Source organism: Kluyvera ascorbata ATCC 33433 (assembly GCF_000735365.1).
Classification (GTDB): Bacteria; Pseudomonadota; Gammaproteobacteria; order Enterobacterales; family Enterobacteriaceae; genus Kluyvera; species Kluyvera ascorbata.
Window position 1 is genome coordinate 25,075 of the sequence record NZ_JMPL01000017.1, and the last position, 19,311, is coordinate 44,385.

Genomic DNA, 19,311 nt, shown 5'->3' on the forward strand with positions numbered 1-19,311 from the left:
ATCTCTACGATGGCGCAATTCTACTCTGCAAAACGGCGCGTGACGACGCGCCAGATCATAACCGTGACAGTCAGCAGTCTTGATCCCTTTGGGCAAGGTGTCGCGCGCCACAACGGTAAAGCATTATTCATCAATGGGTTATTGCCAGATGAAAGCGCGGAAGTGACCCTGACGGAAGATAAAAAACAGTATGCGCGCGGGCAGGTAAAACGCCGTCTGACCACCAGTTCCGAGCGCGAAACGCCGCGTTGCCCGCATTTTGGCGTCTGCGGCGGCTGCCAGCAACAGCATGCGTCCGTTGCACTACAACAGCGCAGCAAACGTGAGGCGCTTTATCGGTTAATGAAGCACGATGTGGACGAGGTTATCTCGGGGGAAGCCTGGGGATACCGCCGTCGGGCGCGGCTGAGCGTGAATTATCAGCCCAAAACCCAAAAATTGCAGATGGGTTTTCGCAAAGCGAATTCGAACGATATTGTCGAAGTGGTGCAATGCCCCGTTTTGGTGCCCAATCTTGAGGCGTTACTGCCTGCCGTGCGGGAATGCCTGGAGAGCCTGAAGGGGAAACGCCAGCTCGGGCACGTTGAACTTGTTAGTGCCGACAACGGTCCACTGATGGTGCTGCGTCACACGGCGGCGCTCTCGGATGACGACAAAGAAAAATTGGAACGCTTTTCGCATTCTTCCGGCGTAGCGCTTTATCTGGCACCAGAAAGCGAGATACTTGAACGCGTTACCGGTGAGGAGCCCTGGTATTCGTCAGACGGGCTACGCTTAACCTTCAGCCCGCGCGATTTTATTCAGGTGAACGACGGCGTGAATCAGCAGATGGTTGCAACGGCGTTGTCATGGCTTGATGTACAGTCAACCGACCGGGTGCTGGATCTGTTTTGCGGAATGGGGAACTTCACCCTGCCGCTGGCTGTACGTGCGCAAAGCGTTGTTGGCGTTGAAGGCGTCCCGGCGCTGGTGGCGAAAGGGCGGGAAAACGCCGCGCTAAACCAGCTGGAGAATGTCACCTTCTTCCACGAGAATCTGGAAGATGATGTAACACTTCAGGCATGGGCGAAACACGGTTTTGACAAAGTTTTACTCGATCCTGCCCGTGCTGGCGCACCGGGCGTGATGCAGCATGTTATAAAATTAGCGCCGACGCGGGTGGTGTATGTGTCCTGTAATCCGGCGACGCTGGCGCGCGATAGCGAGGCGTTGCTGAACGCGGGGTACCAAATTCAGCGTATGGCAATGCTTGATATGTTCCCGCACACTGGGCACCAGGAATCTATGGTGCTGTTTGAGCGTAGGTAATAACGGTGGCTTGTCGACTTCGACAGGCCGGTCCCTGAAAGGAGAGGACAATGGTTGCGGTAAGAAGTGCACATCTCAATAAAGCTGGTGAATTTGACCCACAGAAATGGATCGCAAGTCTGGGAATTTCCAGCCAGCAGTCGTGTGAACGCTTAGCCGAGACCTGGGATTATTGTCGCCGCCAAACCGTGGGACATGATGACGCCGAGCTGATGCTATGGCGTGGCGTGGAGATGGTTGAAATCCTCTCCACGCTGAGCATGGATAACGACACGCTGAGAGCCGCGCTGCTGTTCCCGTTAGTAGACGCTAACGTTGTCAGCGAAGAAGTGCTGAGCGAAAGCGCCGGTCAATCGGTCGTGACCCTGATTCACGGCGTGCGCGATATGGCGGCTATTCGCCAACTGAAAGCCACCCATACCGACGCGGTCTCATCCGAGCAGGTCGATAACGTCCGCCGCATGCTGCTGGCGATGGTGGATGACTTCCGCTGCGTGGTCATCAAGCTTGCCGAACGTATTGCTCACCTGCGCGAAGTGAAGGACGCACCGGAAGACGAACGCGTGCTGGCAGCCAAAGAATGTACCAACATCTACGCACCGCTCGCCAACCGCTTAGGTATCGGTCAGCTCAAATGGGAGCTGGAAGATTACTGCTTCCGCTATCTGCACCCGGCTGAATACAAGCGCATCGCGAAGCTGCTGCACGAGCGTCGTATTGACCGCGAACACTATATCTCTGATTTCGTTGGCCATCTGCGCAGCGAAATGAAGACCGAAGGCGTGAAGGCCGAAGTGTATGGTCGACCGAAACACATCTACAGCATCTGGCGCAAAATGCAGAAAAAACACCTCGCCTTTGACGAGTTGTTTGACGTGCGCGCCGTGCGTATCGTCGCGGAGCGTTTGCAGGACTGCTACGCCGCGCTGGGGATAGTGCACACTCACTATCGTCACCTGCCAGATGAGTTCGACGACTACGTCGCAAACCCGAAACCAAACGGCTACCAGTCCATCCATACGGTGGTATTAGGGCCGGGCGGCAAAACGGTTGAAATTCAGATTCGTACCAAGCAAATGCACGAAGACGCCGAGCTGGGCGTTGCCGCACACTGGAAATACAAAGAAGGTGCTGGCGCGGCGAGCGGCCCACGTTCCGGCCACGAAGACCGTATCGCCTGGCTGCGTAAGCTGATTGCGTGGCAGGAAGAGATGGCCGACTCCGGCGAGATGCTCGACGAAGTGCGCAGCCAGGTCTTCGATGACCGCGTCTACGTGTTTACGCCAAAAGGCGACGTGGTGGACCTCCCGGCGGGCTCAACGCCGCTGGACTTCGCCTACCACATTCACAGCGACGTCGGCCACCGCTGCATCGGCGCGAAGATTGGTGGGCGCATCGTGCCGTTCACCTATCAGTTGCAGATGGGCGATCAGATTGAAATTATCACCCAGAAGCAGCCGAACCCGAGCCGCGATTGGCTGAACCCGAACCTCGGTTACGTGACGACCAGCCGTGGACGTTCGAAAATCCACGCCTGGTTCCGTAAGCAGGACAAAGACAAAAACGTGCTGGCTGGCCGTCAGATCCTCGATGACGAGCTGGAACATCTGGGCATCAGCCTCAAGGAAGCCGAGAAGCACCTGCTGCCGCGCTATAACTTTAACGACGTGGAAGAGCTGCTGGCGGCCATTGGCGGCGGCGATATTCGCCTCAACCAGATGGTGAACTTCCTGCAGGCGCAGTTCAATAAGCCAAGCGCCGCCGAACAGGATGCTGCCGCGCTGAAACAGCTTCAGCAGAAGACGTATACGCCGCAGAACCGCAGCAAAGACAACGGCCGCGTGGTGGTAGAAGGGGTCGGTAATCTGATGCATCACATTGCGCGCTGCTGCCAGCCTATTCCTGGTGACGAGATTGTCGGCTTTATCACCCAGGGGCGCGGGATTTCCGTGCACCGGGCGGACTGTGAACAGCTGGCGGAGCTGCAGTCGCATGCGCCAGAGCGCATCGTTGACGCCGTCTGGGGCGAAAGCTACTCGGCGGGTTACTCGCTGGTGGTGCGCGTTCAGGCCAACGATCGTAGCGGCCTGCTGCGCGATATCACCACCATCCTCGCCAACGAGAAGGTGAACGTGCTGGGCGTGGCCAGCCGTAGCGACACCAAGCAGCAGATGGCAACTATCGACATGACCATCGAAATCTACAACCTGCAGGTGCTGGGCCGCGTGCTTGGCAAGCTGAACCAGGTGCCGGATGTGATTGACGCTCGTCGACTGCACGGCGGGTAATGTTCTTTTGTTACCCTCTCCCGATAGGGGAGGGTAACACTCTCTTTTGCAAGGAATCACCATGACTCAAATCGACCGACTGCTCGGCATCATGCAGCGCCTGCGCGACCCTGAAAATGGCTGTCCGTGGGATAAAGAGCAGACGTTTAGCACTATTGCGCCCTACACGCTGGAAGAGACGTACGAAGTGCTCGACGCGATTGCGCGCGAAGACTTTGACGACCTGCGCGGCGAGCTGGGTGACCTGCTGTTCCAGGTGGTGTTTTACGCCCAGATGGCCCAGGAAGAGGGACGCTTTGATTTTAACGATATTTGCGCCGCTATCAGCGACAAGCTGGAGCGTCGTCACCCACACATCTTCGGTGATGCCAGCGCGGAAAACAGTCAGGAAGTGCTGACCCGCTGGGAGAAAATCAAAACCGCTGAACGGGCAGAGAAAGCGCAGCACTCGGCGTTAGACGATATCCCGCGCGCTTTTCCTGCGTTGATGCGGGCACATAAAATTCAGAAACGTTGCTCGGCGGTTGGCTTTGACTGGACCACACTTGGCCCGGTGCTGGACAAAGTCTATGAAGAGATCGACGAAGTCATGGACGAAGCCAGGCAGGCGGTGGTCGACGAAGCTAAACTGGAAGAAGAGGTGGGCGACCTGCTGTTTGCCACCGTTAACCTGTCTCGCCATTTAGGGGTAAAAGCAGAGACCGCATTGCAGAAGGCGAACGAAAAATTTGAGCGCCGTTTCCGCGAAGTTGAGCGGATTGTCGCCGCACGTGGCCTGGAAATGACCGGTGTGGATCTGGATGTGATGGAAGAAGTTTGGCAGCAGGTAAAACGGCAGGAATCTGATCTCTAAAGAAATTTTGTGGGAAAGGGCGAAAAGTGCGAAATCTTAAATGACAAGCGCTTGATTTGCGTCAAAAACTTTTACCCCAAAGGGGCTATTTTCTCACTCCCCATGTTTGTTTCTGCGGCGATTGAGGAGCGAGAATGAAAGTTTGTGGCGCTCGCCATGTTCGGGTATACTACTTTCCCGTCTTGGTTATTCCATCGTTTCACCCTAACTTCTCAGGTCCAGCATGACAACGAACTATATTTTTGTGACCGGCGGGGTCGTATCCTCTCTGGGTAAAGGCATTGCCGCAGCATCCCTGGCAGCCATTCTTGAAGCCCGTGGCCTCAACGTGACCATGATGAAACTGGATCCGTATATTAACGTCGATCCTGGCACCATGAGCCCGATCCAACACGGGGAAGTGTTCGTTACCGAAGACGGCGCTGAAACCGACCTGGACCTGGGTCACTATGAGCGCTTCATTCGTACCAAAATGACTCGCCGCAACAACTTCACTACCGGCCGTATCTACTCAGATGTCCTGCGCAAAGAGCGTCGCGGTGACTATCTGGGCGCAACCGTGCAGGTTATCCCACACATCACTAACGCTATCAAAGAGCGTGTCCTCGCCGGTGGCGAAGGTCACGATGTGGTGCTGGTTGAAATCGGCGGTACCGTCGGTGATATCGAATCCCTGCCATTCCTGGAAGCGATTCGTCAGCTGGCCGTGGATATCGGTCGTGAAAACGCGCTGTTCATGCACTTGACCCTGGTGCCATATATGGCAGCGGCGGGCGAAGTCAAAACCAAACCGACTCAGCACTCCGTGAAAGAACTGCTGTCCATCGGTATTCAGCCAGATATCCTGATCTGCCGCTCCGATCGCGCGGTTCCGGCCAACGAACGTGCAAAAATTGCATTGTTCTGTAACGTGCCAGAAAAAGCCGTTATTTCAATGAAAGATGTCGATTCCATTTATAAAATTCCAGGCCTGTTGAAATCTCAGGGGCTGGACGATTATATTTGTAAACGATTCAGCTTGAACTGCCCGGAAGCAAACCTGGCCGAATGGGAACAGGTTATCTTCGAAGAAGCGAACCCGGCAGGCGAAGTCACGATTGGTATGGTCGGCAAGTACATTGAACTGCCAGATGCCTATAAATCTGTGATTGAAGCGCTGAAACACGGTGGCCTGAAAAATCGCGTAACCGTCAACATCAAGCTGATTGATTCGCAGGATGTGGAAACGCGCGGCGTCGAAATTCTGAAAGATTTGGATGCTATCCTGATCCCTGGCGGCTTCGGCTACCGTGGTGTTGAAGGCAAGATCGCTACCGCACGCTATGCGCGTGAAAACAAAATTCCTTATCTGGGCATCTGCCTGGGTATGCAGGTTGCGCTGATCGAATTCGCGCGTAACGTTGCAGGCATGGAAAACGCCAACTCTACGGAATTTGTGCCAGACTGTAAGTACCCGGTTGTGGCGCTCATTACCGAATGGCGTGATGAAGATGGCAATGTCGAAGTTCGTACTGAAAAGAGCGATCTCGGCGGCACAATGCGCCTTGGCGCACAGCAGTGCCAGCTTAGCGATGACAGCCTGGTCCGCCAGATGTACGGCGAGCCAACTATCGTTGAGCGTCACCGTCACCGCTATGAAGTCAACAACATGTTGTTGAAACCGATTGAAGCTGCAGGTCTGCGCGTTGCGGGCCGTTCCGGGGATGATCAGTTGGTCGAGATCATCGAAGTACCGAACCACCCGTGGTTTGTTGCTTGTCAGTTCCATCCGGAGTTTACTTCCACGCCGCGTGATGGGCACCCGCTGTTTGCTGGCTTCGTGAAAGCCGCGAGCGAGTACCAGAAGCGTCAGAAGTAAGAAAAGTTAGAACGGCAACGCCCCACGAGGGGCGTTGTTTGTCTGGAGTTTTAGTTTAACTTGTACTGAGGAAAACCTAATGTCCAAAATCGTTAAAATCATCGGTCGTGAAATCATCGACTCCCGTGGTAACCCGACTGTTGAAGCAGAAGTACACCTGGAAGGTGGTTTCGTCGGTATGGCAGCAGCTCCATCAGGTGCTTCTACTGGTTCCCGCGAAGCACTGGAACTGCGTGATGGCGACAAATCTCGCTTCATGGGTAAAGGCGTACTGAAAGCTGTTGGTGCGGTAAACGGCCCAATCGCTCAGGCTCTGCTGGGTAAAGATGCTAAAGATCAGGCTGGCATCGACAAGATCATGATCGATCTGGACGGTACTGAGAACAAATCCAACTTCGGCGCGAACGCAATCCTGGCCGTATCTCTGGCGAACGCCAAAGCAGCAGCTGCTGCTAAAGGTCTGCCACTGTACGCTCACATCGCTGAACTGAACGGCACCCCAGGCAAATACTCCATGCCAGTTCCGATGATGAACATCATCAACGGCGGCGAGCACGCTGACAACAACGTCGACATTCAGGAATTCATGATTCAGCCAGTTGGCGCGAAATCCCTGAAAGAAGCCGTACGTATGGGTTCCGAAGTGTTCCACAACCTGGCTAAAGTTCTGAAAGCTAAAGGTATGAACACTGCTGTTGGTGACGAAGGCGGCTACGCTCCTAACCTGGGTTCCAACGCTGAAGCTCTGGCTGTTATCGCTGAAGCGGTTAAAGCAGCTGGTTACGAGCTGGGCAAAGACATCACTCTGGCGATGGACTGTGCAGCTTCTGAATTCTACAAAGACGGTAAATACGTTCTGGCTGGCGAAGGCAACAAAGCATTCACCTCCGAAGAATTCACTCACTTCCTGGAAGAACTGACCAAACAGTACCCAATCGTCTCCATCGAAGATGGCCTGGACGAATCTGACTGGGCTGGTTTCGCATACCAGACCAAAGTACTGGGCGACAAAATCCAGCTGGTTGGTGACGATCTGTTCGTAACCAACACCAAGATCCTGAAAGAAGGCATCGAAAAAGGCATCGTTAACTCCATCCTGATCAAATTCAACCAGATCGGTTCCCTGACCGAAACTCTGGCTGCGATCAAAATGGCGAAAGACGCTGGCTACACCGCTGTCATCTCTCACCGTTCTGGCGAAACTGAAGACGCTACCATCGCTGACCTGGCTGTTGGTACCGCTGCTGGCCAGATCAAAACTGGTTCTATGAGCCGTTCTGACCGCGTTGCTAAGTACAACCAGCTGATTCGTATCGAAGAAGCTCTGGGTGAACAAGCACCGTACAACGGTCGTAAAGAGATCAAAGGTCAGGCATAAGCCCGACTTTCTCTGATATAAAAATGCCAGCCCTCGGGCTGGCATTTTTTTTACTTAAAATCGACCGCCATTTGCTGTGGGATGGTCAGGCCGCGAGTGGTCTGCACGCAGCGGTCAATGTAGTCAGTGAAGCGGGGCGGTTTTGGCATCCCCATACTCAGCAGCTTGTCGTTACTAAAACGCACGTTCAGCGTGGCGAAGGCACCGTACAGGCGCATGGCCTTCAGCATCAGGCGTTCGTTGCACGGGCCAAAAATGGTTTTCAGCTCGCGGCGCATTTTAACCAGCGTTTCATAGCTGACCTGAGCGTACTTATCGCCCACCGGCGCTTGCTCAAGCGCGGAAGCCATCGCCTTGTCGATATCGGCAAAGCGAACGCTGTTCTCTTCGCCCGCTGAAATATGCACAACTTCTCCCTGAGCGACCGGTGCCGTCAGCAGCATCAGCAGGGCGCTGGCACAGTAGTCCACCGGAATCACATCAATACGGTCTTCCATAGAACACATGAATTTTTGCAGCATCAGCCCCATGCTGAAGACCCAGAAAATACTGCTGGAAGGCTGGCAGCCGTGATGGGTATGGCCCACGACGATAGAAGGGCGGGCAATCACCAGCGGCAACTTCGGGCACTGTTTTTGCATCAGCTGTTCGATGGTGGATTTGGAGTGCGTGTACTCCACCAGATGCTCTGCACGCTCGCGGAACTCAGCGCTTTCAGCAACCAGAGAATCCGGCTCTGGCGAGCAGGACATCGCCGTGCCGACGTGCAGGAAGCGTTGTAATCCTTCTACACGCGCCATGCGCTGCGCAAACTGCAGTGTGCCTTCGACGTTCACTTTCCAGATAAGCGGGTTACTGCCAAAAGAGGCCACGGCGGCGCAGTTCAGCACGTGGGTCACGCTATCCAGACGCCCATCAGAGAGGAAACCCTCCGGTGAAGCGAGATCGCCAAGCAGGATATTCTGTGACGTAATCTGCGCCAGCTTCTTCTCATCAATATTGAATTTACGTAAGTTTTCCTTAACCCTGGCGACAGCGGCTTCACCGTTATTCGCGCGAACTAAAAGCAGTAAATTAACGCCGCTATGGCTATTGAGGATTGCTTCCAGTGCCGCCCCGCCCAGAAAACCGGTAACGCCCGTGATTAATAATGTATTCATGAATACTGTCTCGTCATGGTTGGTTTGCGGATTTTAGGATCGGAAAAGTAAACGGCGATTAAATAAAGATTGGGGGAATAAAGGGTGGTCTTAAGCTTATTTTAAGCTTACATGTCAGCACGGATTAGATTGGACATTTTGATATTTAAAAAGATTCAATAAATTTCACTTTTAAGTATATCTGTTTGTTTTTAATGGTTTTTTGTAAAAATATAACTTATTTCATAAGTGTAAAATAAAACATTTTTTGTTACATCATAAATGGCTTCCTGAAAGCAGTATAAAATAATCCGCAGTCGGTTTGGCTACGGATTATTTATTAAGTGAGTTCTTAAAGATTTTTAGATAATCAAATCGAGTAATAATACAATTAACAAACCGACAACGGAGTTAGTTAATTCTAAAAGACCCCAGGTTTTAAAGGTGTCTTTAATCGATAATCCAAAATACTCTTTGAATAACCAGAAGGCGGCATCGTTGACGTGGGTCAGCGTGTTGCTCCCCGAGGCGGTCGCCAGCACCATCAGCGCCGGATCAACATTAAAAGTGGTAATCATTGGCCCTACAATGCCCGCAGCGGTAATGGCCGAGACGGTGCCCGCGCCGGTTGCCAGACGCAGCAGGACGGTGATAAACCAAGCCATAATCAACGGCGAGACCGAAGAGGTACGCATCATATCGGCGATGTAATCACCCACGCCGGTATCCATGATGATTTGCTTGAACGCACCGCCTGCACCGATGATAAAGACAACCAGCGCCACTTTTTCGATAGCCGTGGAGTAGGAGCTCATCACCTCAGTCATCGATTTACCGCGCGCGGTGCCAAAAGCGTAGAGCGCGACCAGCACGGCTATCAGCATGCTGACCTGCGCGCTGCCGATAAAGTTCAGGAAAGAGGTGATGCTGGCGGAGGCCGGAATAAACAGTTTAATGACGGTAACGCCGGTGATGATAATCGCCGGGATCAGCGGAACCAGCAGGCTAGTGGCGAACGACGGCATTTCGTCATCGCGGAATACTTTTTGCGATTCCAGCAGCTGTGGAATCGGGCGTTCAAGGTTGCCCAGCAGCTTTGGCAGCAGAATACCGGAGCAAATCACCGTTGGGATGGCGACGATAATCCCATAGATATAAACCATCCCCATATCGGCGTGGAACGCGGCGACTAGCGCCGTTGGGCCCGGCTGCGGCGGAAACAGGCTGTGTGCGGTGGTTGCTGCGGCTACCATGGTGATGCCGAGCTTCAGGAACGGGATTTTTGCCTCACGCGCAATACTGATAACCAGTGGTGCCAGGATCAGGAAGGCGACTTCATAGAACATGGCCAGGCCGAAGATAAGCCCGATAACCATAATGGCCCACTGCACTTTCTTCGGCCCAAAACTATTGAGCAGCGTCGAAGAGACGCGCTGGGCAGCACCGGAATCCACCATCAGCTTGCCGAGGATTGCCCCGAACAGAATGATCAGCGCCAGATGCCCCAGGGTACTCCCCACACCGGCCTCGATCGACTTGCCGATCGCTTCCAGCGGCAGCCCCTCGCAGATTCCGACAAAAATAGCCGCCAGCAGCAGCGCCAGCATGCCATTGATCTTAAATTTCATATTGAGAATAAGCAGTAGTACAACGCCCAGGGCGACCCAGATCACCGGCAAGGCTTCAGCAAACGCGTTCATCCATTTTCCTTGTCAAAATTTATAATTGGTATGATATGTAGCCAGCTCGGGATATTACCCATACGAATGTGTCATACCAATTTGATTGACGTAGCAACATGCTAAACGGTGAAGCGAGACAAAATATTGATGTAATGGAATCGTTAATTTCATAAATTTACGCTGACTCATCACAGAAAACAGCGCTGAGGTTCCCCAGTCAGTTGCTCTGAGACGGTTGCGCAAGAAGTGCGAGGGATAGTTGGCGCGAAGTATGCAATAATAACGGTTTACCACTACTGAAGAGTTGATGATGCAGTACCCGATTAATGAGATGTTCCAGACCCTGCAGGGTGAAGGTTATTTTACCGGCGTCCCCGCCATTTTTATTCGTTTACAGGGATGCCCGGTAGGCTGCGCCTGGTGTGATACCAAACATACCTGGGAAAAGCTTAGCGATCGGGAAGTTTCTCTGTTCAGTATTCTGGCGAAAACCAAAGAGAGCGATAAATGGGGTGCGGCGAGCAGTGAAGACCTGCTGGCGATTATTGGCCGCCAGGGTTGGACCGCGCGTCATGTGGTGATCACCGGCGGTGAGCCCTGCATCCATGATTTAACGCCTCTTACCGCGTTGCTCGAGCAAAACGGCTACAGCTGCCAGATTGAAACCAGCGGTACGCATGAAGTGCGCTGCACGCCGGGTACCTGGGTGACGGTGTCGCCGAAAGTGAATATGCGCGGAGGCTATGACGTGCTGTCGCAGGCGCTGGAACGTGCTGATGAAATCAAGCATCCGGTAGGACGCGTACGTGATATCGAAGCCCTGGACGAATTGCTGGAAACGCTGAGCGATGACAAACCTCGCATCATTGCGCTGCAGCCTATCAGCCAGAAAGATGACGCCACACGCCTGTGTATTGAAACCTGCATTGCGCGCAACTGGCGTCTGTCGATGCAGACGCACAAGTATCTGAATATTGCCTGATTCAATTCGTAGCCCGGACGAGGCGCATTGCGCCGACTCCGGGGAATTCCCGGCGTCGCTTCGCTCGGCCGGGCTACGGTAGTACGTTATGTTTTATTTCGCCGCGTCGTTCATCACCTTCGAGAAGGTATCCATCGGGCAGAAGCCGTTAGCATCAACCGGGCAGCCTTTCAGCGACAGCGTGACGCGCTGCGGAGGTGTTTTCAGCGTTAGCGTATCGGCGTTACGCAGCTGATCGGCGCTCTGATAGACATACTCAATCTTCATCAACTCCCGATTTGCTTTCGTATCATGCCAGCGCTGGAACACAATTTTCCCGCCAATCGGCGTACGTTCGTACTGTCCCGGCAGGGTGTAGGCGTTAAAATCGAGCGCCGTCAGCATCGAAGCAATATTTGAGTCATGGCCGACCAACACCGTGATTTTTGGCGTTTTCGCCGCTTCGGTGACCAGCGCATTATCGATATATTTCACCAGCGGTTTCGCGACGTTGCGCGCCACTTCCGGGGAAGTGAACAGACTGTCCTGATAGCCGTTTTTCAGCTGTGAAAGCACACGCCACTGCTGGTCGGTTTTGATTTCACCCCAGGCCACCTGGTCTAGCGGGAACCCTTCGTAATATTGCAGCGTGAATGCATCGACCAGCGAGTTACCTATCGCCAGCGGCCCTTTCACGCTTGGCTCTTTTTGGTAGTTGGCGCTAAAGCTGTCTTTTGCTTCGGTTAGCGAACACTGCTGTTTCTCTTTGCAGGACGGAGAGTCCTGATAGCGGGCAATCTGCGACAGTAGCTTATAGCTCTCGTCGAGCTGTTCGGACTGCCGCGCTTTCTCCATCGCCTGTACCGCTTTTTCGCGGAATGCTTCAGAGTCGTCGGTGATCACCGGGTTGAATGTTGGGTCCATGGTGCCCATTTTTTCCTGGTGGTGGACGACAACGTCACAGCCGGGGAAGGCGCCGTTAATAAAGAACTGAGCGGTAGCGACGGTACGTTGCAGGCTGTTGGCATAGGCGTATACCGTGTCTGGTGCCGGGCATTCACCGCTGGTGACCATGCCCTGTTGTGCCAGCCATTCACGCATGTAGTGGCCCATATAGACTTCGAGCACGCCGCCTTTGGTCGTCAGTTGGCCGCCGGGGACGTCCCACTCAGGCCAGGCGTTCGGCGTCGACTGCTCCAGCACGCTACCGTTAGTCGCTAAGGGTGCACGTAGGTTATGGCGGCTCATCATCAGCACCTGCTGAAGCTGATAGCCTTCGGGTGGGGTTTGCGCCTGACTCAATCCTGAGAACAATAATAGTGCCGGCATCGCTGCGGCGAGAAGCGTTTTCTTCATCCCTTATTCCTCACAATGTATTAACCAACCCAATGATTGTGACAGAACGTCGTCATTTTTCCTGGGCAGATACCGCATTCTGAAAGATTAGGGAAATTAATGTGATAGGAGTAGCAGAAGAGGAAACGGGGGAGGCGTGAATCGACTCCCCGCTTGCAGGCGTATTTACTCGCCGCGATACACGCAGCCCGCCGTGCAGGTTTCTTTAACCATGACTGCGCTAAGCAGTGGAACAACCGGTTTTACCTGTTCCCAAATCCAGCGGGACAGCACTTCGCTGGTTGGGTTTTCGAGGCCCGGAATATCGTTCAGGTAGTAGTGATCCAGTCGATCGTAGGTTGGCTTGAATGCCGCTTTCAGTTCGGCAAAATCCATGATCCAACCGGTATGCGGATCGACTTCACCGGTTATCTCAAGACGCACCATAAACGAGTGGCCGTGCAGACGACCGCATTTGTGTCCTTCTGGCACGTGCGGCAGATGGTGGGCGGCTTCGAAGGTGAAATCTTTAAACAGTGTGGTGGACATCATGAACTCTCAGTATTGCGGAAAAAAACGCCGCATAGTACCCGAATGCACATTTTTCTGCATTAACTAAAACGGCCAAATAGGCGACGAGTATAAGTATTAATCTCCGTGATGATTATTCTTTAGTTATATCAACATCCTATTCAACCTGTTTTAGTGCTATTAACTACCAGGAAAACAGGTTAGTCCATTTGGTTATTTGATATTTCTATCACTTCTTTAATTGTTATTATCGACGTCGTTAACCTTACATTCAGTTCTGTTTTTCCTGATTAGAAACAGCTTTGCTACTGGAACATAACGACACATGACAACACAGTCCCCCCCTTCAGCGTTGCTCCCGCTAAACCCGGAGCAGATGGCACGCCTTCAGGCGGCCACTACTGATTTATCACCAACCCAGCTTGCCTGGGTTTCCGGCTATTTTTGGGGCGTGCTTAATCAGCAGCCTGGCGCGGGCGCAGCTGTTGCCGCACCGGTCGCTGCTGAAGTCCCGAGCATTACGCTTATCTCTGCCTCGCAGACGGGCAACGCTCGCCGCGTGGCGGAAGCCCTTCGTGACGACCTGCTGGCTGCTAAACTGAACGTGAACCTGGTCAACGCCGGGGATTATAAATTCAAACAAATCGCTTCAGAAAAGCTGCTGGTCATTGTCGCTTCCACACAGGGTGAAGGGGAAGCGCCGGAAGAAGCCGTGGCGCTGCATAAATTCCTGTTCTCGAAAAAAGCGCCGAAGCTCACCGATACCGCCTTTGCGGTGCTGGGGCTGGGCGACACCTCTTATGAATTCTTCTGCCAGGCCGGTAAAGACTTCGACAGCAAGCTGGCTGAGCTTGGTGGTGAACGTCTGCTCGACCGCGTGGATGCTGACGTAGAATACCAGGCTGCCGCCGCCGAATGGCGCGCGCGACTGGTTGATGTGCTGAAGGCGCGTGCGCCAGCTGCGCCTTCCGTTCAGGCGGCGGCGAGCGGTGCGGTTAATGATATTCATTCGAGCCCGTACACCAAAGAAGCGCCATTAACGGCAACGCTCGCGGTGAACCAGAAAATCACCGGCCGTGATTCCGAAAAAGACGTTCGCCATATCGAAATCGATCTCGGTGACTCCGGCCTGCGTTATCAGCCGGGTGATGCGCTGGGCGTCTGGTATCAGAACGACCCCGAGCTGGTCAAAGAGCTGGTCGAGCTGCTGTGGCTGAAGGGCGACGAGCCGGTCACGGTTGACGGCAAAACCCTGCCGCTGGCCGACGCGCTGCAATGGCACTTCGAGCTGACGGTTAACACCGCCAATATCGTGGAAAACTACGCCACGCTGACCCGCAGCGAATCTCTGTTGCCGCTGGTGGGCGATAAAGCGCAGTTGCAGCAGTACGCCGCGACCACGCCGATTGTTGATATGGTTCGTTTCTCTCCCGCTCAGCTTGATGCTGAAGCGCTGATTGGCCTGCTGCGTCCGTTAACGCCGCGCCTCTATTCCATTGCCTCCTCTCAGGCGGAAGTCGAGAGTGAAGTGCACGTGACGCTGGGCGTTGTACGCTACGAGATTGAAGGGCGAGCGCGCGCTGGTGGTGCCTCCAGCTTCCTCGCCGACCGCGTGGAAGAAGAAGGCGAAGTCCGCGTCTTCATCGAACATAACGACAACTTCCGCCTGCCGGCTAACCCGCAGACCCCGGTTATCATGATTGGCCCGGGCACCGGTATTGCCCCGTTCCGCGCCTTTATGCAGCAACGCGCGGCCGATGGTGCAGAAGGCAAGAACTGGCTGTTCTTCGGTAACCCGCACTTCACTGAGGATTTCCTCTATCAGGTGGAATGGCAGCGTTACGTGAAAGAAGGCGTGCTGAGCCGTATCGATATGGCCTGGTCACGCGACCAAAAAGAAAAAATCTACGTACAAGACAAACTGCGCGAACAGGGCGCGGAACTGTGGCGCTGGATCAATGACGGTGCCCACATTTATGTCTGCGGCGACGCTAATCGCATGGCGAAAGACGTTGAGCAGGCATTGCTGGAAGTGATTGCTGAATTCGGTGCAATGGACATCGAAGCGGCGGATGAATTTTTAAGTGAGCTGCGCGTTGAGCGCCGTTATCAGCGAGATGTCTACTAATGAGCGAAAAATACCCAGGGCCTTTAGTGGTCGAAGGCAAACTGACTGACGCCGAGCGCATGAAGCGTGAAAGTAATTTCCTGCGCGGCACCATCGCGGAAGACCTGAACGACGGTCTGACCGGTGGCTTCCACGGCGATAACTTCCTGCTGATCCGTTTCCACGGTATGTATCAGCAGGATGACCGCGATATCCGCGCCGAACGCGCCGAGCAGAAGCTGGAGCCGCGCCATGCGATGCTGCTGCGCTGTCGTCTGCCGGGCGGGGTGATCACCACTACCCAGTGGAAGGCCATCGACAAATTTGCCGCTGATAACACCATTTACGGTAGCATCCGTCTGACTAACCGTCAGACCTTCCAGTTCCACGGTATTCTGAAGAAGAATGTGAAGCCGGTGCACCAGATGCTGCACTCCGTCGGGCTTGATGCGCTGGCGACCGCCAATGACATGAACCGTAATGTGCTGTGTACCTCTAACCCGTATGAGTCAGAGCTGCACGCGGAAGCCTACGAGTGGGCGAAGAAAATTTCTGAACATCTGCTGCCGCGCACCCGCGCTTATGCGGAGATCTGGCTCGATCAGGAAAAAGTCGCGACGACGGACGAAGAGCCGATCCTCGGTTCAACTTATCTGCCGCGTAAGTTTAAAACTACTGTGGTGATCCCGCCGCAGAACGATATCGATCTGCACGCCAACGACATGAACTTCGTGGCTGTTGCTGAAAACGGCAAGTTGGTGGGCTTCAACCTGCTGGTCGGCGGCGGTCTGTCCATCGAGCACGGGAATAAGAAAACCTACGCCCGTACGGCGAGTGAATTCGGCTATCTGCCGCTTGAACACACGCTGGCGGTTGCGGAAGCGGTGGTGACGACGCAGCGCGATTGGGGTAACCGTACCGACCGCAAAAACGCTAAAACCAAATACACCCTTGAGCGCGTCGGTGTCGATACCTTCAAGGAAGAAGTTGAGCGCCGTGCGGGGATCAAATTTGAACCGATCCGCCCATACGAGTTCACCGGTCGTGGCGACAGAATTGGTTGGGTGAAAGGGATCGACAACAACTGGCACCTGACGCTATTCATCGAAAATGGCCGTATTCTGGATTATCCGGGCCGTCCGCTGAAAACCGGCCTGCTGGAGATCGCGAAGATCCACAAAGGCGATTTCCGCATCACCGCCAACCAGAACCTGATCATCGCTGGCGTACCGGAAAGCCAGAAGGCGAAAGTAGAGAAGCTGGCTCGCGATCATGGTCTGATGAATGCGGTGAAGCCGCAGCGTGAAAACTCCATGGCCTGCGTGTCGTTCCCAACCTGTCCGCTGGCGATGGCGGAAGCCGAGCGTTTCCTGCCGTCGTTTACTGACAAAGTGGAATCCATTCTGGAAAAACACGGCATTCCTGAAGAACACATCGTGATGCGCGTCACCGGCTGTCCGAACGGCTGTGGCCGAGCGATGCTGGCTGAACTGGGGCTGGTGGGTAAAGCGCCGGGCCGCTACAACGTGCATCTGGGCGGTAACCGCATGGGTACGCGCATTCCGCGTATGTATCGCGAAAACATTACGGAAACCGAAATTCTCGCTTCCGTAGACGAACTGGTTGGGCGCTGGGCGAAAGAGCGCGAAGCGGGTGAAGGCTTCGGCGACTTTACGGTGCGTGCGGGCATCATTCGCCCGGTGCTCGATCCAGCGCGTGATTTCTGGGAATAACCTGAATTGCCGGATGGCGGCATAAATGCCTTATCCGGCCTACCGTCTGCGTAGGCCTGATAAGCGAAGCGCCATCAGGCAAGGCATACAGCGAGGAACTTATGTCCAAACTCGATCTAAATGCGCTGAATGAACTGCCAAAAGTCGAACGCGTGCTGGCTCTGGCGGAAACTAACGCCCAACTGGAAAAGCTAAGCGCCGAGGAGCGTGTGGCCTGGGCATTGGAAAACCTGCCCGGTGAATACGTGCTCTCCTCAAGCTTTGGTATTCAGGCGGCGGTAAGCCTGCATCTGGTAAACCAGATTCGCCCGGATATCCCGGTGATCCTCACCGATACCGGCTATCTGTTCCCGGAAACCTATCAGTTTATCGACGAGTTAACGGACAAACTCAAACTCAACCTACAGGTCTACAGCGCGAAAGAGAGCGCCGCCTGGCAGGAAGCACGCTACGGCAAACTGTGGGAGCAGGGCGTTGAGGGCATTGAGAAATACAATGACATCAACAAGGTTGAGCCGATGAACCGGGCGCTTAAAGAGCTCAACGCACAAACCTGGTTTGCCGGCCTGCGCCGCGAGCAGTCTGGCAGCCGCGCTACGCTGCCGGTGCTGGCGATTCAGCGCGGGGTCTTTAAAGTGCTGCCGATCATCGACTGGGACAACCGTACGGTTTACCAGTACCTGCAAAAGCACGGTCTGAAATACCACCCGCTGTGGGATCAGGGCTATCTGTCGGTAGGCGATACGCACACCACCCGCAAATGGGAGCCGGGCATGGCGGAAGAAGAGACCCGCTTCTTCGGGCTTAAGCGCGAGTGTGGGCTGCACGAAGGGTAAGACATTCTCGCGCAGCGGATTCACCGCTGCGCGTTATCAAGCTTGTCTGGTGATTAGCTGCGCGCCTTCGCCAGCTCGCGCATCAGCGGCATCATCACCCGTACCACTTCACGGCTGCGGCGCTCAATACGCCCCGGCAGCGCTTTATCGAGATACTGTTGATTGTCGATATGGGCGTTGTGCCAACTGGTGCCATCAGGGAAGCTAGCGCTCTTCGCCCGCTGCTGGTAGCCATCTTTTTTACCGAGTGACCAGTTCGTTGCCTCAACGGACAGCACCGGAATTCCGGCTTTATCGAAAATCTCGGCGTCGTTGCAGCAGCCGGTTCCTTGCGGATACTCCGCATTCAGGCCGGGGTTGGTTGCCGCCGCAATACCGCGGCTGTGGGCAATGGCCAGCGCGCGGTCGCGGGTCAGTTTACGAATCGACGCGGGGGTTTTTACGCCACTGTTGAAATAGATTTTATCGCCGACCACCAGGTTATCGAGGTTGATAACCAGCAGGGTGTTTTTCTTCTCCGCGCTGCTCATGCGCTTCAATAAATTTTCCGCACCGAGCTTACCTTCTTCTTCACCGCTGGTAGCGATAAAGCGAATGCCATATTGCGTCGGAATACCTTTAAAGCGTTCTGCCAGTTCCAGCATCACGCCGAGGCCCAGCGCGTTATCGTCAATGCCTTGAAGCGTCAGGCCGCCGAGGTTTTTCTCCACGTCGCTATCGCTGTGCGGAGCATAGGTGTCCAGATGCGCCATCACAATAATCTGCTGAGGTGACTTCCCTTCATGCGCCGCGATGACCGTGCTGCCGACAACGTTATGCCAGTTTTTACGGTTATCTTTGGTGGTGTAGATATAACGGCTATTAAAGGTGCGGATATCGCTCTGATAACCCATCTGCGCAAACTGCTGGCGAATATAGTCGGCAGAGAGCATTTCAGCTGGCGTACCGGTAATACGACCCGGGAAATAGGTGGCGATATAGCGAGCTTGCGTATTAGCGATGGTTCCCAGAGGCGCGGTGGCTGCCTGTGCGGGAAGGAGGGTGCAAACGCCAAGCGCCAGGGCTGCCATGCAGTGGCGCAGTGCGGAGAACATAGGAAGTCCTTACAACAGTGCAAAAAAATAGACGCACCTAGTATGAAACTGTGAGGGGCATTACACAATTTCAAAACCTCCTAAATGCCGGAAATTGCGGGCGTTAAGCACTTTTTGATATTTGCTTTTTCAGTTCGTTATTCCTTTGAGTAACAACTCATTCCTTTTCGTAATTTCATTTGGCCTGAACCACCCCCTATAGTCCCTC

Annotated in this window: 14 protein-coding genes; 9 read left to right on the forward strand and 5 right to left on the reverse strand. The window is 54.2% G+C overall.

What is annotated here, in order from left to right; translation table 11 throughout:
* The first annotated feature begins 9 nt into the window (after positions 1-9).
* From rlmD to eno, 5 genes are all read left to right on the forward strand, one after another.
* Positions 10-1,308, forward strand: a complete 1,299-nt coding sequence (rlmD, locus tag GKAS_RS06855; RefSeq protein WP_035892848.1) for a 23S rRNA (uracil(1939)-C(5))-methyltransferase RlmD — start codon at positions 10-12, stop codon at positions 1,306-1,308.
* A gap of 50 nt (positions 1,309-1,358) precedes the next feature.
* Positions 1,359-3,596 carry a GTP diphosphokinase gene (gene relA / locus GKAS_RS06860; protein ID WP_035892849.1) on the forward strand — a complete coding sequence of 746 codons (2,238 nt, stop codon included), beginning with the start codon at positions 1,359-1,361 and terminating at the stop codon, positions 3,594-3,596.
* A 61-nt stretch (positions 3,597-3,657) separates the two neighbouring features.
* Positions 3,658-4,449 carry a nucleoside triphosphate pyrophosphohydrolase gene (gene mazG / locus GKAS_RS06865; protein WP_035892850.1) on the forward strand — a complete coding sequence of 264 codons (792 nt, stop codon included), beginning with the start codon at positions 3,658-3,660 and terminating at the stop codon, positions 4,447-4,449.
* A 223-nt stretch (positions 4,450-4,672) separates the two neighbouring features.
* Positions 4,673-6,307, forward strand: a complete 1,635-nt coding sequence (pyrG, locus tag GKAS_RS06870; protein WP_035892851.1) for a glutamine hydrolyzing CTP synthase — start codon at positions 4,673-4,675, stop codon at positions 6,305-6,307.
* Between the two features lie 79 nt (positions 6,308-6,386).
* Positions 6,387-7,685 (forward strand): phosphopyruvate hydratase, encoded by a 1,299-nt coding sequence (eno, locus tag GKAS_RS06875; protein ID WP_035892853.1) that lies wholly within the window; start codon positions 6,387-6,389, stop codon positions 7,683-7,685.
* A gap of 50 nt (positions 7,686-7,735) precedes the next feature.
* Here eno and GKAS_RS06880 read toward each other — a convergent pair whose 3' ends face one another.
* Together GKAS_RS06880 and GKAS_RS06885 are read right to left on the reverse strand one after the other, a co-directional pair.
* Positions 7,736-8,845 (reverse strand): SDR family oxidoreductase, encoded by a 1,110-nt coding sequence (locus GKAS_RS06880; RefSeq protein ID WP_035892855.1) that lies wholly within the window; start codon positions 8,843-8,845, stop codon positions 7,736-7,738.
* Positions 8,846-9,186: 341 nt separating this feature from the next.
* On the reverse strand, positions 9,187-10,524 hold the full coding sequence (locus GKAS_RS06885) for a gluconate:H+ symporter (protein ID WP_035892857.1): 1,338 nt from the start codon (positions 10,522-10,524) through the stop codon (positions 9,187-9,189).
* A gap of 292 nt (positions 10,525-10,816) precedes the next feature.
* Between GKAS_RS06885 and queE the strand changes: the two genes are divergently transcribed.
* Positions 10,817-11,488 carry a 7-carboxy-7-deazaguanine synthase QueE gene (queE, locus tag GKAS_RS06890; RefSeq protein ID WP_035892896.1) on the forward strand — a complete coding sequence of 224 codons (672 nt, stop codon included), beginning with the start codon at positions 10,817-10,819 and terminating at the stop codon, positions 11,486-11,488.
* Between the two features lie 93 nt (positions 11,489-11,581).
* On the opposite strand, the gene agp is transcribed toward queE, so the two are convergent.
* Both agp and queD read right to left on the reverse strand, forming a co-directional pair.
* Complete coding sequence (agp, locus tag GKAS_RS06895) at positions 11,582-12,823, reverse strand: bifunctional glucose-1-phosphatase/inositol phosphatase (protein ID WP_035892858.1); 1,242 nt, start codon at positions 12,821-12,823, stop codon at positions 11,582-11,584.
* A 165-nt stretch (positions 12,824-12,988) separates the two neighbouring features.
* A complete protein-coding gene (gene queD / locus GKAS_RS06900; RefSeq protein WP_163446301.1) occupies positions 12,989-13,354 on the reverse strand; it encodes a 6-carboxytetrahydropterin synthase QueD in 366 nt (121 codons plus the stop codon).
* A gap of 304 nt (positions 13,355-13,658) precedes the next feature.
* Here queD and cysJ point away from each other — a divergent pair, with 304 nt between their 5' ends.
* The 3 genes from cysJ (at position 13,659) to cysH (ending at position 18,009) form a co-directional block, all read left to right on the forward strand.
* On the forward strand, positions 13,659-15,461 hold the full coding sequence (gene cysJ, locus GKAS_RS06905; protein ID WP_035892860.1) for an NADPH-dependent assimilatory sulfite reductase flavoprotein subunit: 1,803 nt from the start codon (positions 13,659-13,661) through the stop codon (positions 15,459-15,461).
* Entirely contained in the window at positions 15,461-17,173 is a 1,713-nt protein-coding gene (gene cysI / locus GKAS_RS06910; protein ID WP_035892861.1) for an assimilatory sulfite reductase (NADPH) hemoprotein subunit, read from the forward strand. The genes cysJ and cysI overlap by 1 nt, the downstream gene beginning before the upstream one ends.
* 101 nt (positions 17,174-17,274) lie before the next feature.
* A complete protein-coding gene (gene cysH, locus GKAS_RS06915; RefSeq protein ID WP_035892862.1) occupies positions 17,275-18,009 on the forward strand; it encodes a phosphoadenosine phosphosulfate reductase in 735 nt (244 codons plus the stop codon).
* Between the two features lie 53 nt (positions 18,010-18,062).
* On the opposite strand, the gene GKAS_RS06920 is transcribed toward cysH, so the two are convergent.
* Positions 18,063-19,103, reverse strand: a complete 1,041-nt coding sequence (locus GKAS_RS06920; protein ID WP_035892864.1) for an aminopeptidase — start codon at positions 19,101-19,103, stop codon at positions 18,063-18,065.
* Positions 19,104-19,311: the final 208 nt, after the last annotated feature.